13 protein-coding genes are annotated in these 14,342 nt (G+C 33.8%); all 13 read right to left on the bottom strand.

Features of this window, described 5'->3' with window-relative positions; genetic code table 11:
* Positions 1 to 15: 15 nt before the first annotated feature.
* The gene (locus ACM55I_RS07485; protein WP_416846152.1) at positions 16 to 993 is read right to left on the bottom strand and encodes an MlaD family protein; all 978 of its coding nucleotides are present in this window, start codon (positions 991 to 993) and stop codon (positions 16 to 18) included.
* 8 nt (positions 994 to 1,001) lie between these two features.
* The gene (locus ACM55I_RS07480) at positions 1,002 to 1,754 is read right to left on the bottom strand and encodes an ABC transporter ATP-binding protein (protein WP_416846151.1); all 753 of its coding nucleotides are present in this window, start codon (positions 1,752 to 1,754) and stop codon (positions 1,002 to 1,004) included.
* Positions 1,755 to 1,760: 6 nt separating this feature from the next.
* Positions 1,761 to 2,543: an MlaE family ABC transporter permease gene (locus ACM55I_RS07475; protein ID WP_416846150.1), complete on the bottom strand. Its 783-nt coding sequence runs from the start codon at positions 2,541 to 2,543 to the stop codon at positions 1,761 to 1,763.
* A gap of 198 nt (positions 2,544 to 2,741) precedes the next feature.
* Positions 2,742 to 4,652, bottom strand: a complete 1,911-nt coding sequence (locus tag ACM55I_RS07470; protein ID WP_039107671.1) for an SPFH domain-containing protein — start codon at positions 4,650 to 4,652, stop codon at positions 2,742 to 2,744.
* A gap of 255 nt (positions 4,653 to 4,907) precedes the next feature.
* Complete coding sequence (locus tag ACM55I_RS07465) at positions 4,908 to 5,201, bottom strand: chaperone modulator CbpM (protein ID WP_416846149.1); 294 nt, start codon at positions 5,199 to 5,201, stop codon at positions 4,908 to 4,910.
* The gene (locus ACM55I_RS07460; RefSeq protein WP_416846148.1) at positions 5,198 to 6,106 is read right to left on the bottom strand and encodes a DnaJ C-terminal domain-containing protein; all 909 of its coding nucleotides are present in this window, start codon (positions 6,104 to 6,106) and stop codon (positions 5,198 to 5,200) included. The genes ACM55I_RS07465 and ACM55I_RS07460 overlap by 4 nt, the downstream gene beginning before the upstream one ends.
* Before the next feature lie 108 nt (positions 6,107 to 6,214).
* Positions 6,215 to 6,649 (bottom strand): universal stress protein, encoded by a 435-nt coding sequence (locus ACM55I_RS07455; protein ID WP_416846147.1) that lies wholly within the window; start codon positions 6,647 to 6,649, stop codon positions 6,215 to 6,217.
* A gap of 231 nt (positions 6,650 to 6,880) precedes the next feature.
* The gene (locus ACM55I_RS07450) at positions 6,881 to 7,480 is read right to left on the bottom strand and encodes a YceI family protein (RefSeq protein ID WP_416846146.1); all 600 of its coding nucleotides are present in this window, start codon (positions 7,478 to 7,480) and stop codon (positions 6,881 to 6,883) included.
* 239 nt (positions 7,481 to 7,719) lie between these two features.
* Entirely contained in the window at positions 7,720 to 8,781 is a 1,062-nt protein-coding gene (locus ACM55I_RS07445) for a reverse transcriptase domain-containing protein (RefSeq protein WP_416846145.1), read from the bottom strand.
* A 474-nt stretch (positions 8,782 to 9,255) separates the two neighbouring features.
* Positions 9,256 to 10,410 (bottom strand): phospholipase D-like domain-containing protein, encoded by a 1,155-nt coding sequence (locus tag ACM55I_RS07440; RefSeq protein WP_416846144.1) that lies wholly within the window; start codon positions 10,408 to 10,410, stop codon positions 9,256 to 9,258.
* Positions 10,397 to 11,500, bottom strand: a complete 1,104-nt coding sequence (locus ACM55I_RS07435) for a site-2 protease family protein (protein WP_416846143.1) — start codon at positions 11,498 to 11,500, stop codon at positions 10,397 to 10,399. The genes ACM55I_RS07440 and ACM55I_RS07435 overlap by 14 nt, the downstream gene beginning before the upstream one ends.
* Positions 11,501 to 11,599: 99 nt before the next feature.
* Complete coding sequence (locus ACM55I_RS07430) at positions 11,600 to 12,589, bottom strand: NAD(P)-dependent oxidoreductase (protein ID WP_416846142.1); 990 nt, start codon at positions 12,587 to 12,589, stop codon at positions 11,600 to 11,602.
* Positions 12,590 to 12,816: 227 nt separating this feature from the next.
* Positions 12,817 to 14,220 (bottom strand): dihydrolipoamide acetyltransferase family protein, encoded by a 1,404-nt coding sequence (locus ACM55I_RS07425; RefSeq protein ID WP_416846141.1) that lies wholly within the window; start codon positions 14,218 to 14,220, stop codon positions 12,817 to 12,819.
* Between the last annotated feature and the right edge of the window lie 122 nt (positions 14,221 to 14,342).

Raw genomic sequence — 14,342 nt, 5'->3', positions numbered from 1 at the left:
TACAGATTCAATCTCCTATTTTTTCTGCTCTTTCAATTTTGCTTTTCCCTGTTTTTTAAAATAACCCCGAAATAAAAAATTGTGTTTCAAAGCTTCCATATTTTCATTTAACCGAAAACTGGCTTCATTTATGTTTTTCATTGTCGAATCTATTTTTCGAACTAAATTTGGGTCATTAGAAAGGTAGTTAATGGCCCCTTTTCCTTCTTTGATATTTACAATTGTCGAATTAAGGTTGGTTATGACTTTGTCTATTTTATTGCTTGATTCATCTAAGTTTCGGACAATTGTTTTTATATTATTGGCGACAGCCGTATCTTTCAAAACACCAATCACATTATTTTTATTATCTAAAGAAGAAATGAGTTCGTTTATTTTTGTTACAGATTCCGAGGTTGTTTTTCCTGTGATTTTCAAATAATGCATAGTCTCTTTCAAATCGTTGGCTAAAATGGAATCTTTAATTAATAAACCGACAGTTCCTTTTCCTTGCGTTATTTCCTTTGTAATTTTAAGTAAATCAGTTGTAAGAAGTGCCGCATTCTTATTAGTCACACCAAGGGTATTGAGCATATCATCCGTACGAATGCGACTTAAGGAATGTATTTCATCTCCTGGTTCTAAGGAGACTGCCGTTCCTTTTCCTGGGATAATGTTTATGATCATACTCCCTACTAAACCATCAGAACCTATGGTGGCAATAGCATTTTTCCGTATATTATGGAAAATGGTTTTATCAATAAGCATATCCACTTTAATGGTAGAATCATTAATCATTTCTATGGCGCGTACAGTTCCCACATTTATTCCGGAATAGCGCACATTATTTCCTAATTGTAAGCCATTTACATTATTAAAAATAGCCTCTAAATGGTTGGTTTTTCCAAACATTTTTTGCTTGTCGCCAATGAAATAAACGGCTAGAATGAAAATCAATAACCCGATTATTACAAAAAGTCCAAGACGTATTTTTTGTGATGTCGTTTTTTCCATTTTTATTTTTATTTAAAGAAAGCTTGTATTTTAGGATCAGTTGAGGTCGATAATTCCTCAAAAGTACCTTGGGCATAATTGATACCATCGACTAATAAAATCATTCTGTTCGAAATCACTCTGGCACAATCTACATCATGCGTAATTATGATTGCCGAGGTATTGTATTTTTGTTGGATAGACATCATTAACAACAAAATTTCTTTTGCCGTTATGGGATCTAATCCAGTAGTTGGTTCATCATAAAGAATAATACTTGGTTGTAGAATTAAAGTTCTTGCTAAAGCAATCCTGCGTTTCATTCCACCCGAAAGTTCTTCGGGCATTAGATTTATTGTGTGTGCCAAACCTACATTTCCTAGCGCTTCCATAACCAGTGGAGTCGTATCTTTTATTTTTCCAAATTTTTTCTTGTGACGACGCAATGGGAATTCCAGATTTTCCCTGACGGTCATCGAATCATACAAAGCACTTCCCTGAAAAAGAAATCCAACTTCAGTCCGGAGTTCGTCTAATTCTTCATGGTCTAGTTCAGCAATGTTTTTGCCCATAATTACAATAGATCCACTGTCAGGTTCTTCTAATCCAATCAGGCATTTTATCATTACTGATTTTCCTGAACCAGATTTTCCCATAATAACCAGATTTTCCCCTTTGTTCAAAACCATATGAAAACCATCCAAAACATGATTGTCACCATAGCTCTTTCGTAAGTCTTTGATTTCTATAATAGGCTCCGTATATGGTATAGATGTACTCATAATCAGTTATAAATCATAAAAAATATTGGTAATAAAAACAGCAATAAAGTCAATAATAAAAAGTAACATTGAGGTAAAAACTACCGCAGAGTTTGCTGCTAAACCCACACCTGCAGTTCCTTTTTTACAATTATATCCCTTAAAACAGCCCACTAATCCTATGGCAAACCCAAAAAAGAAAGTTTTAATTGTTGCGGGTATTAGATCCCCAAATTCCAATGCATCAAAAACCTGATTGTAATACAATAAAAAAGAAACATTTCCTTTGATGTTTTCCACGAGATAGGAACCGAAAATGGCAATAAAATCCCCAAAAAAAACCAACAGGGGAAGCATAAAAGTAGTTGCCAATATGCGGGTCACCACTAAATATTTAAAGGGATTTGTGCCTGAAACTTCCATAGCATCAATTTGTTCCGTAACTCTCATGGAACCTAATTCGGCACCAATACCGGAACCAATACGTCCTGCACAAATCAAGGCAGTTATAATAGGTCCAATTTCTCTTATTATCGAAATACTTACCATGGAGGGCATCCAGGAAACGGCACCAAATTCCTGTAAAGTAGGTCTTGATTGTAAAGTGAATACTAAACCAATGATGAATCCTGTAACGGCAACAAGCAGTAGAGAACGGTTTCCCATATTAAAGCATTGACGAAGAAATTCTTTGAATTCAGAAGGACGTTTAAAAACTTCTTTAAAAAAACGCCCTGCAAAATAAGAGAGTTCGCCAATTTCAAGTAGAAAACCTTTGAATATTTCGATTATTTTAGAAAAACTATCCATAAGCGAATGAATTAATTTTCAACAGAAAATGGCTACCCAAATATACGATTATTTTACTGATTTACAGTAGTATTAGGTGTTGTTCGCTTGTTTTTTTATGGTTTTTAGAGAAAATATACGAAACATTAATTAGTTATAAAAAAGACAAAAAAAAATCCGCAGAAAAGCGGATTTTTTGATACTAATTTAAATCGAAGATTATTTTGTACTTGATTCGTCTTTCCCGTTTTTAGTATCCATCATTTCCATTAATTTCATTCCTAGAAGGCCACTGATACCGCCGTCAGAACCTGCATTTCCCGAAATTAGAACATCTGGAATTACTTTGATTTTTCCTTTACCAATTTCCTCGGTTATTTTATATTTTGTAAAATTATCACCACCCATTGCTGAAACTTGTAATTGATACGCTTCGGCAGTTGATTTACCAATGGCCATAATTTTTTCAGCTTCTGCAAGACCAGTTTTAGAAATTCTTTCAGCTTCTGCACTTGCGGTAAGTTTCGTTGCTTCGGCTTGTGCTCCGGCTCTTGCTTTTGTAGCTTCAGCTTCGGCATTGGCACGCATTTTTGTAGCTTCGGCTTCCGCATTTACATTGAGTTTTAAACTAGTTGCATCCCCTTCGGCTTTTTTAACCGTTGCATCAGCTGTACGTTGCGCAATTTCAACACTTTGTGATGCTTTTACAATTTCTTTTTGCATATCTGCAATGGCAGTTTCTTTTTCTACACCTTGACGTTGTTCTTGTGCCATTCTTTGGGTTTGATAGGTTTTTTGCTCTTCTTCGGCAATTTTTCTATCGGTTAACGTTTTCATTAATGATTCCGGTGGAACAATATCTCCTATTAAGGTGTCCACAGCATTTACATTGTATTCATCTAAAACCGTTTTGATATGATTTTTAGCTGATTCTTGACGCTCTTTTCTGGTGGAAAGAAACGAAATCACATCGCTGTCCTGTGCTGAGTTTCTAAAGTAGTTTCCAATTGTTGGTTCTAAAACCTGAGAAACAAGATTGTTCATGCTCCCAAAACGGGCAATAACTTTTGGTGCTTCATTTGCAGGCACATGTATAATTTGTGAAACATCCAGATTAAAAGGAAATCCATCTTTAGAACGTACTGTAATAGTTGATAGATTTTTGTCTAAATTGTGGGATTCGCTTCTGGCATCGGCCCAATTCAAAACTAAATTGGTTGTCGGAACTGGTTCCAGTTTTGTAGTATATTTGTTCAAAGCATATTTTCCCGGACCAAAAGGCTCCATCCAAACTCCACGTTGCCCTTTTGAAACAATATTTCCATGTTTGAAAGTATCTCCGGTAACATCTTTTCCGTCTTCTCCAATATAGGAAATTACCACGCCAACATAACCAATAGGTACATCTGTCATTGGGTTTTGCTCAATTTGTACCGCCCATGTATTGATATAATAGGAACCAGCCAAAATAACTTGAGGTTGTAATCCTCTATTTCCGCCATTTTTTAGAAACTGGTCAAAATCTTGAAAGTTATTGTGGTTTTCTACAAATTTACCTGCAATTTGACCTATTGGAATAGGTTCTCCATCCATTGCAGTGACAATTCCGACCATGTTTTCAAAAATCACGATTTGTGGTGTCATCACTACTTCAAACAAAAAAGTATTGATACGATAAGATCCTGTTGTGATAAAGGCTGATTGACGTCCTTTTTGTCCACCATTATTTAGAAATAAAGTAGCATCTTGAAAATTGTCAGAATTTACTTTTTGTGCTAAAATTCGACCTGTTGGAATTTCGGCGCCATCTTTACTCAATAGTAAACCAATATTTCCCTCAGGTATAATGGTAAATGAGGTCATGTTTACTGAATATTGCCAAGGCCACATTGCCCAATATAACCCTGGTGCAAGTGTTTTAGCCTGAAAACCTGCTTCGCCTTTGGTAGCAATTATTCTTCCATCAGGTAATGATTTTTCGGCTCCAAAGAGAACGAATTTTTTGGTAACTAAACCAATTTTATCTTCCGGTACTATTACCATTCCGAAGAAAACACGTAAAACGAATTTGTAAAAAACGATAAATAAAACTAAAACTAATACCCACCAATACTCTGTAAGATTTGCCATATTAAAATAAAATTTGATTTTAAAATTAGTATGACTTTATGGATTTTTGTTACAATAAAAATAATTTAATGTTTGAATAATCTTACTAATTGTGTTTTAGAGATAGAATACAAAATTATCCAATGAAATAAGACGTTAAGAGGTGTTTTTTATTTAAAAAAAGTACAAAAACATAGTTGGAACCAAAACAGAATTCATGTATTGTCCAAAATAGAAATATAATTTTGGATGTGTTTATAATACTTTATTTATAAATTAACTTTCGTACAATCGCAATCTGTTTTTAACGGAAGTCAGTTCATTCTGTAAGTCTTCTATTTTTTGTAAAAGATTAAATACTACATCAATTCCCTCAGTATTAACGGCTAATTCCTGATGCATCCGAATCATTTTCTCTATTTCAAAAATGGCATCTGGGTGAATGTATTGTGTTTCTTCAATTGTTTTTATTTCAAGTAAACCCATCTCAATGAGATTGTTAAAGAAAGAGATTTCCACTTTGTAATGGGTGCTTAATGTAGGTAATGGGATGAGGTTTTCTATGTTCATATCGTTCTTAACTTAGCAAGTTCCGTAAATAATTCTTTTTCTTTTTCGGTAAGGTTTGTGGGGATTTGTATTTGATACGTAATGTATAAATCACCAAATTCGTCTTCTTTTTTATAAATAGGGAATCCTTTTCCTTTCAGTTTTACTTTTGTTCCGTTTTGGGTTCCGGATTTTACCGTAAGTTTTACTTTCCCGTCAAATGTATCTGCGGTGATTTCGCCACCTAATATGGCGGTGTATAAATCTAAATCCACTGTGGAGTATAAATTGGATTTATCCAACTTGAAATTAGTGTGGTTTTCAACAGTGAAAGTGATATACAAATCCCCTTTTGGTCCACCATCGGAGCCTTCTCCTCCAAGTCCGCTGATTTTTATTTGTTGTCCATTCTCGACTCCGGCAGGAATAGTGATTCGAATGTTTTTGCCATTGATAGTTAAGGTTCGCTTGTGGGTGGTGTATACGTCTTTTAGGTCCAGATGTAATTCAGTACTGAAATCTTGTCCTTTAAATTGGGCACTACGACGGCGACCGCCACCTCCTGATGCACGACCACCAAACATAGATTCGAAAAAATCAGAGAAATCACCACTACCGCCACCGCTAAATCCTCCATAACCATCTTGCTGTCCACCTCTTGAATATTGACCTTGCTGTTTTGCTTTTTCATATTGCTCAGCATGCTGCCAGTTTTCACCGTATTCATCATATTTTTTACGATTTTCAGTGTGGCTCAATACTTCGTTGGCTTCATTGATTTCCTTAAACTTTCTTTCTGCTTCGTTATCATTCGGATTTAAGTCGGGATGGTATTTTCGGGCCATTTTGCGATATGCCTTTTTAATATCGGCTTCCGTTGCTTTTTTATCCACTTCAAGGATTTTATAATAGTCTATAAATGCCATCCTAGATTGTTTTTATAATTATTTGATTATCAAATTGGTAACTAATCGTTTTTACAATTGATCTTCGGATTGTTTCTTCCGTATGTTTCGTTAGGAAGAAATTTTCTATCATGGCTTGGTAGGTATAATAAATACTGGTATTTCTGAATGTCGAATTACTTTTTCAGCGATACTGCCCATAATTAAGTGTGAAAATCCAGTTCTGCCGTGTGTACCTATAACAATTAAATCAGCATCCCATTCTTTGGCCACATTTAAAATTACTTCGTATGGTATTCCTTCTTCTACAAAAGTCCAGATTTTATGTTCCTTGAATACGGTGTCAACAAGCATTTGTTGATTTTTTTTGTAGTCGTTTATGGTGATGTCAGCAAATTCCTTAGGAGTGACTGCACCTTCAGTTATAAGCATTGTGAGGTCAACAACGCTTAATAATGCAATTTCAGCCTTTAGTTGAAGGCCAAGTTTAAAACCACTCAAAGCAATTTTCTCTGAAGTGGGGTCATTGTCAACTGCGATTACTATTTTTTTTATGTTTTCCATATCTTTTGATTAGATTTTACTTTAATCTAAATATCCAGAAGTGCAAAAAAAACATCCTACCAATGGATTATTTCTACTATCAAATTTAATCAATTTTTCGTTGTTAAAATTAGAATTTGGTGTTTATTATGAATGAATTAGCCCTAAAAAAGGTACTCTTTTTAGAACTAATCAATAGAAGAATTTTGTTCTTCATTCATAATTATTTTGCTAGGATCATTGGCAACGATTTTACAATCCATTAGCAGAAACCTGTTGTTTGATGAATTCACTATCAGCTTTAATTTTTACTTCATTACTAATCATTGGCGCAGGAAATTTTGGACCAATATCAAAATCGGATCGTTTTAGAATGCCGCTAAACTGAAAACCGGCTGTAATTGCTTTTGATTGCGGATTTACGATCGTTCCTCTATACCAAATATTAATAGTTACTGGCTTTGTAATACCGTGTAGCGTGAGGTTGCCCATTAGTTTGTATTTGCCTTTTTCTTTTCCGAATTTTTTTATGGATGTGCTTTTAAAAGTCATTTTCGGATATTTTTCTACTTCAAAAAATTCAGCACTTCGCAAATGATTGTCTCGCATTTCCACTTCAGTATTAATGGAGGTTACTTCTGTTGAAAGCTCAAAGTGGGCATCACTAAAATCAGCTTTGTTGGCTGTAGCGGTTATCTCAAATATTTTGAATAATCCGGCAATATCAGAAATGCCATGATGCACGGTGCTAAAAGTTAGTTTTGAATGCATCGGATCTGCTTTCCAAGTTGTTTGTGCCAATAGAAAAGTAGAGAAAAATAGGGTTACGATAATTGCTGTTATTTTTTTCATGGACTTTAATTTTAATGTATTTATGAAGATTTTTAGAAGTTTGAAATTTGACTGTTACCAATTGTTTTCTGGAATTCAGAAATATCTAAATCTGGACTACAGCGGATTATAAATTTTATAAATTTTGCATATCAAATTTAATTAATTATTTAATATTAAAATTAAATAAAATGTTTTATTTCAGTTGGTTATATAATTAAAAAAGCTCCAAATTGGAGCTTTTTATAAAAAATATTTTTTTAAATTGGAATCAATTTATCTTCCATCGTTTTTAAATCTTGTTTCTTTTTTAAAGCAATTAGTATGGTTTTGTAGCCTATAAATTCCGCATCTTTGGGGTTAATTTGTAGTACAAAATTTATTTTTCCCAACAGATGTTCCAGATAATTTTTCTGGTCAATCTCTTTGTATTCGCGGTGCTCTTCGAAACCAAATTTCGTAATATAATACATGGCTTGCCTTAATTCATTGCGTTTATGAAATACTACCTGTGGTTTTTCATTGACTACAATGCCAGTAACTGTTTGACGTGTATTGGGCGTCATCAGTTTGGTTTTGTTTTTATTGATACGAAGATTTAATTTCCCAACGGTTTCAGTTACTTTGTGAAGTAACTTATTTTCATCAAAATCTCCGGAAAAACTCAAATCGTCTGCATAGCGGGTGTATCTTATTTTGTGTTGTTTGCAATAATCAGAAATTACGGCATCGGCTTTTTTGAAAATTAAATTCGAAAGATAGGGACTTGTTGGTGCACCTTGTGGCAAGCTTCCATCACGGATGCATAGTTTTGAAAGCAATTTCGAGATCATTTTGGAATATCCCAATTCAAGAAATTCTTTTTCAACGACGTCAAAGCCAATAGATGGAAAAAAATGTTCTAAATCCAGCGTGAAAACTTTGGGTTGGTTCTTATGGAATTTAAGGTTTTCAAGGATGCTTATATTAGGTTTATATGCTTTCGCAAAAGGACTAATAGGCACTTTATAAAGGATATTTCTGAGAATCCAAATTTGGATTTCTTTCAAACTGGGAAGTGGCTCAGAAATAAGTCGCTTGCTGCCATTTTTTTTTAAAAGCTCAAAATCCCGATAATAACGTTTGGGATAAAGAGCTGCTTTTTTTAGAAATTCTTTTTTGTATCCAACCAAAAGGGATAAATGGGTTAGATTATAAATTACAGGAACATCATGTGCAAATAAAACTTCAGCATAATCCAGACAGCGTTTAATATTCTGTTCTAAATAGCCTTTTTTCTGGGCATCGTGTGAAAAGGTCTCTTTGTATTGAATAAAATCCATAAGGTTACATCGTTAATGGAGTAGGGACTTTTATGTCCCTAACCCCAATTAAGAATACCGGTTTAAAAGTTCGTAGCTCTGCGGAGAATCTTTTGAACCTGGTGCTTGAAAGAGCATTCAATTACAGAACAGTGACTCACGGTTCCGTCGCTAGTCTAAACTAACAAGTTTCTTTGGGAAATGAACTAAAAGAACAATTCATCCTGACTGGGAAGAAACACTGTTTTTCGATCCAATTTCGGAATTTTACTTTCGAAATCCTTTTGGATCCATTCCTCTTTTTTTTTGGTTTTTATTCGATGTGGTTCCATTTTTTAAAATTCTAAACAAGCGTTTATGAAATATTTAAAATACTTATTTTTAGTGTTTTACAAGTATAAAGTTACAAAAAATATTGTATTGTTAGTATTAATCTGTATAATTTTTTAGTCTTGTAAAAATGGATTAATCGCTTTTAAATTTTGATTTATTAGGTCAAGTATAGAAACGTTTATAAGGGGTGTAAGTAATAAGTATTTCGATTAGTCGAGTAACGAAATACGAGAATAGATTAATAAATTTAGAAAAGAAATGAGTCTTTATTTCTAACGATTCAAGGGTTATAGGTTCACATTTGGCAATGATTTGGTTGAGGTGGGATTGATACATTTTAGAAAATACAGTAGAATTTATTTCAACGTTCATTTCTACACTTCCATACGAACTTAAATTATTCAAATTAAAGGAGCCTATAGTAGTCCAATAGCCATCAATTACAGCTGATTTTCCGTGTAAAACAGATTGGTTCCATTCGTATAATTCTATATTATAATGCAGCAGTTTGTTATAAAGAAAACAAGTTGCCCGCCGTGTTATGGGAAGATCTGAAATACCCGATAAAATTAATTTAATTTTTACATTGTTTTTGGACGCTTTATTTAATGCTTTAATGATTCTAATTCCGGGAAGAAAATAACTTCCCACGATTATTATTTCTTTTTTTGCATGGCAAATGGATTTGATATACCCATCACAAATTTCATTTTTTCTTTTTAGCCAATCATTTTGAATGATACGGACCAAAGCATCTTCCTGAACATGAAAGATCGATTTTATTTTTCTACTGCTTACCCTTTTTTTCTTAAAATAAATGTTTCTGCAAAGTTCCTGAAGTGGTTGGGCAATTGTACTATTTAATTGAACGGCATAATCAAGCCAAGGTACTTCAGTTGGGGTACCACAGTATTTATCGGCAATATTTATTCCGCCTATTAGTGCGATTTTTGCATCAGCAACTATTACTTTTTGATGCAATCTTCTACCAAGGTAAAATGTATACGCTGAAAATAAAGGGGCGAAAAACCGAATATTTATTCCGTCTTGTCTAAGTTCATCAATTATATCAGAAGGAAACGATAAAGAGCCTAAACCATCTAAAAGAATGAAAATTTTAACCTGACGGGATGCCGCTTCTTTTATTGCCGCAATAATTCTTTTTCCCGTTGCATCGTTTTCAAAAAGATACATTTGAATATGAAGTTCAATCTGGGAATTATGAATAATAGTTTCCAATCTTGAAAAATAATCTTCGCCACTATAAACTAGCTCCAGACTTTTAGGAGCAATACGGCTAATTTTACTTTCTATCATGGGCTTTTTTTATTTTAACTTCATTAATCAGTATGAATTCCAACAGATTTTCAATGTCCAAAGTTCCTATAAGTTGATTGTTTTCCATAACGAGCATTAATGTTGATTTATTTTGCTGGATCAACTCAAAAACGTTTTCCAAAAGGGAATTGCTTACGAGAATAATTAAATTTCGATCCATGACATTGTATATAAATTCATCATCTCCTTTTTTAGAAAGTGCCATTATTATTTGGTCCCGATTCAGTGTTCCCACGGGAATGTTATTTTCAGTAATCAAAAAATTCTTGTTTTGGCTGTCCAGAAGCAATTCTACTGCTTTTTTTATTTTTTCATCTGCATCTATTGTCTGATAATCTTTCATGACCACATCCTGGACTTTAAAGCCTTTCAACATGAATTTTGATTCTGTATAATCAGCTTCAATTTGTGCACCTATAATGACAAATATACCTATGAAAATCAAAAAAGGAGAGGTAAAAAAACCTAAAATAATAAAAGCCATTGCCAGAAATTGACCAATACGAGCCGCGATTCGGGTTGCAACATTTCGGGGAAGTTTAAAGGACAATAGTGCCCGTAAAACTCTACCGCCATCCATAGGAAATGCAGGAATTAAATTGAAAATTGCCAACCAAAAATTAACTAAAAAGAAGTTGAGAAAGAAATTATTGGCATTGACGCCATTAGATAATTCTGTCATCAATTTATCCGTATTGTCAGGAATCGAAATAAAAAATGCCGTTATAAATGCCAATGCAATATTTACTAATGGTCCCGCAAAAGCAACGATTAATTCTTCTAATGGTTTTTCGGGAATTCTTTCTAATCGCGCCAATCCTCCAATGGGTAAAAGAGTGATGTCCTCAGTTTTTATATTATAGTTTTTTGCAGCTAGCGCATGTCCTAATTCATGCAGTAAAACAGTAATAAAAATGCATAAGATAAATACAACAGACCAAATTATTTGTGTGGTATTTTGGCCTGATTTGTAGTTCATAAAAATGATGAACAGAATAAGTAATGAAAATGTCCAGTGAATAAATATTCCAATACCGGCTACTTTTCCGAGTTTGAATGATCCTTTCATCTTTTGAATTTTTAATACTATTAATCATAGTATGATTAGAAAAAAAAACTAAATAATAAAAATCAATAGCTTGTATTCGTTTTAAAATAGTAAGCTTCTTTAGCTTACTTCATTTTCAGAAATACCATTATATGCCCAAGCATTCAAATTTGCAATAGTGGTATGGGCGATTCCTTCTAATGCTTCATTAGTTAAAAAACCTTGGTGTCCGGTAATTATCACATTAGAATAGGAGCGGAGTTTTAGAAACAAAGGATCGCTTACGGAAGCATTAGTGTGATCCTGAAAAAATATTGGTTTCTCCTTTTCATAAACATCTAAACCCGCTGCGGCGATAGTTTTATTTTCAATAGCTTCTAATAAATCTTCAGAGTTTACAATGCTTCCACGAGCCGTATTGATAAAAATAACTCCTTTTTTCATTTGTGAAAAAGTCGTTTTGTTAAACAAATGATTAGTCGTTTCGTTCAGTAAATAATGGACAGAAATCACATCAGAATTTACGCATAAATCCGCTATTGAGACATAAGAAATAGGGATTTCTTTCATTAGCTCTTTGTTTTCCTGTATATCAAAAGCTAAAATTTTACAGCCAAAACCATGCATAATTCGTGCAAAAGCAGTACCTATTTTCCCAGTACCAACGATACCTATTGTTTTTCCATGCAAATCAAAACCTACTAAATGATCTAAACGATAATCACCATTTTGCATTAAAGTCTGGCCTAAAACTAGTTTTCTGTTTAAAGCCAATAGGAGAGCAACGGCAAGTTCAGCAATGGCATAAGGTGAATATTCCGGCACGTTTGCCACTTTTATTGCCAGGGATTTGGCTCTTGCTAAATCTACATGGTCATAACCTACAGAGCGCAGTGCAATGTATTTTACACCGCAGGTATATAGTTTTTTCAATATAACTTCTGAAGCCTCATCAGAGGTGAAAAGCGAAACGGCATCAAAGCCTTTGGCAAGATTTACGGTGCTTTCATTCAAAGGCTGCTCCGTAAAAACTAACTCGTGATTACCATGGGCCGCTTTTTCCAAAAAAGGTCTGTCGAAACCAAATATGCTATAAACTAATACTTTCATTTTTGTTTTTTTATCTGAAATATAGGTGATTAATGATGTCAAGATAGTGATTTTTCGATAATCTTGTTCCGGAATTTTTCATTTAACGCAACGATGAATAGTAGTGAATCATAAGAATCTATATGGCGTGCTGTTCTATTATTTTTATCGGACATCAATTCCGAGGATTTCGAACGAAGAGCAATGTTTTTAATAATTGAAAAATAATATTTTTAGATTTTCAGGGATTATAATAATTCAGGATTTTGTAAATGTTTGTTTAAAGTAATTAAAAATCGGCTGCCTATTAATCCATCCGTAGCACGATGATCTCCTGCCAATGTCACATTTACGAAAGGACAGATACCAATCATACCATTTTCGGCATGAGGTTGTTCCAGAATATTTCCAAAACCAATAATTGCAACCTGTGGAGGATGAATGATTCCGAAAATAGAATCGGCTCCTCCGTCACTAATATTCGTTATTGTTATAGTGGAATCATTCCATTCCGAACTTTGTAACCGCATGGCTCTTGCTCTTGGAATAATCTCATTTAATGCATCCATGATTTCATCCACATTTTTCTTGTCAACCTGATGAATGGCAGGAACAATTATACCACCAGTGCGAAGTGATACGACAAAACCGATATTGATATCTTTCTTTAGTTGTAAACCGTTATCCCAAATTGCATTCAAATCCGGAAATTCAAGAAGCGATTTTGCCGTTGCTTTTATCATTAATGCTACAGGCAGTAATTGGTTTTTTACCACACGATGCTCGTTTGCTATTTGCAACCAAGCTAACGTATTTGTAAGATTAATTTTTTTTTCCAAATAATAATGTGGAATTTCCCTTTTAGATTTACTCATTGCTGCAGCTACTGCTGTACGTATTCCTTCAGCAGTATTGCCTTGTTTTTCGGATTCATCAAGTAGTATCTCCGTGTTTTCTATTTCAATTTTTTCAATCGTATCATCCACATTATCTTTGGTAATGGCTACATCGGGTTCTGTTTCTGTTTCTGTTTCTGTTGTTTTTAAAGTATCAGTACGATTATCATCAGCTTCAATTTTTTCAATCGTATTATCCACATCATCTTTGGTAATGGCTACATCGGGTTCTGTTTCTGTTGTTTTTAAAGTATCAATACGATTATCATCAGCTTCAATTTTTTCAATCGTATTATCCACAGTATCTTTGGGAATGGCTACATTGGGTTCAGTTTCTGTTGTTTTTTGAAAGCCAATAGGATTATCGTCATTACTTCTCTGGTATAATGGAGTTTCTTTGATAGGAGTTTCTTCCACTTTTGGAACGTAAATTGGTTCCGTTTCTTTTTCTTCTATCGGTTGCAATGGTATCGATTCTTGTTCCGGAATTTTTTCTTCTTTTTTTGTTTCCAATGTAACTTCGTTAGAATTTATTAATGCCATTACGGTTCCCACGGGAATTTTAGCACCTTCTTTAAAGAGTAATTCGGCAATGATTCCTTCTTCAAATATTTCAATTTCAATCAGTTCTTTCTGTGTTTCCACTTCGGCAATAATATCCCCTCGCTTCACGGTATCTCCTGGTTTTTTTTTCCATTCGATCAGTGTAGCATCTTCCATATCCGCGCCCAAACTGGGCATTAGAAATTCAATCATGGCGTATCATTTTTTTAACTGTATTAACACTACATAAAGCTAGAATTACTATTATAATTTAAGTTATTGTGCCACAAAACCACTATCAACAGCCATTGCATATCCTGTTATAGAAGAGGCTT

It is taken from the genome of Flavobacterium algoris (assembly GCF_048158525.1).
Lineage (GTDB): Bacteria > Bacteroidota > Bacteroidia > Flavobacteriales > Flavobacteriaceae > Flavobacterium > Flavobacterium algoris.
This window is presented reverse-complemented; position numbering and strand designations above follow the sequence as displayed.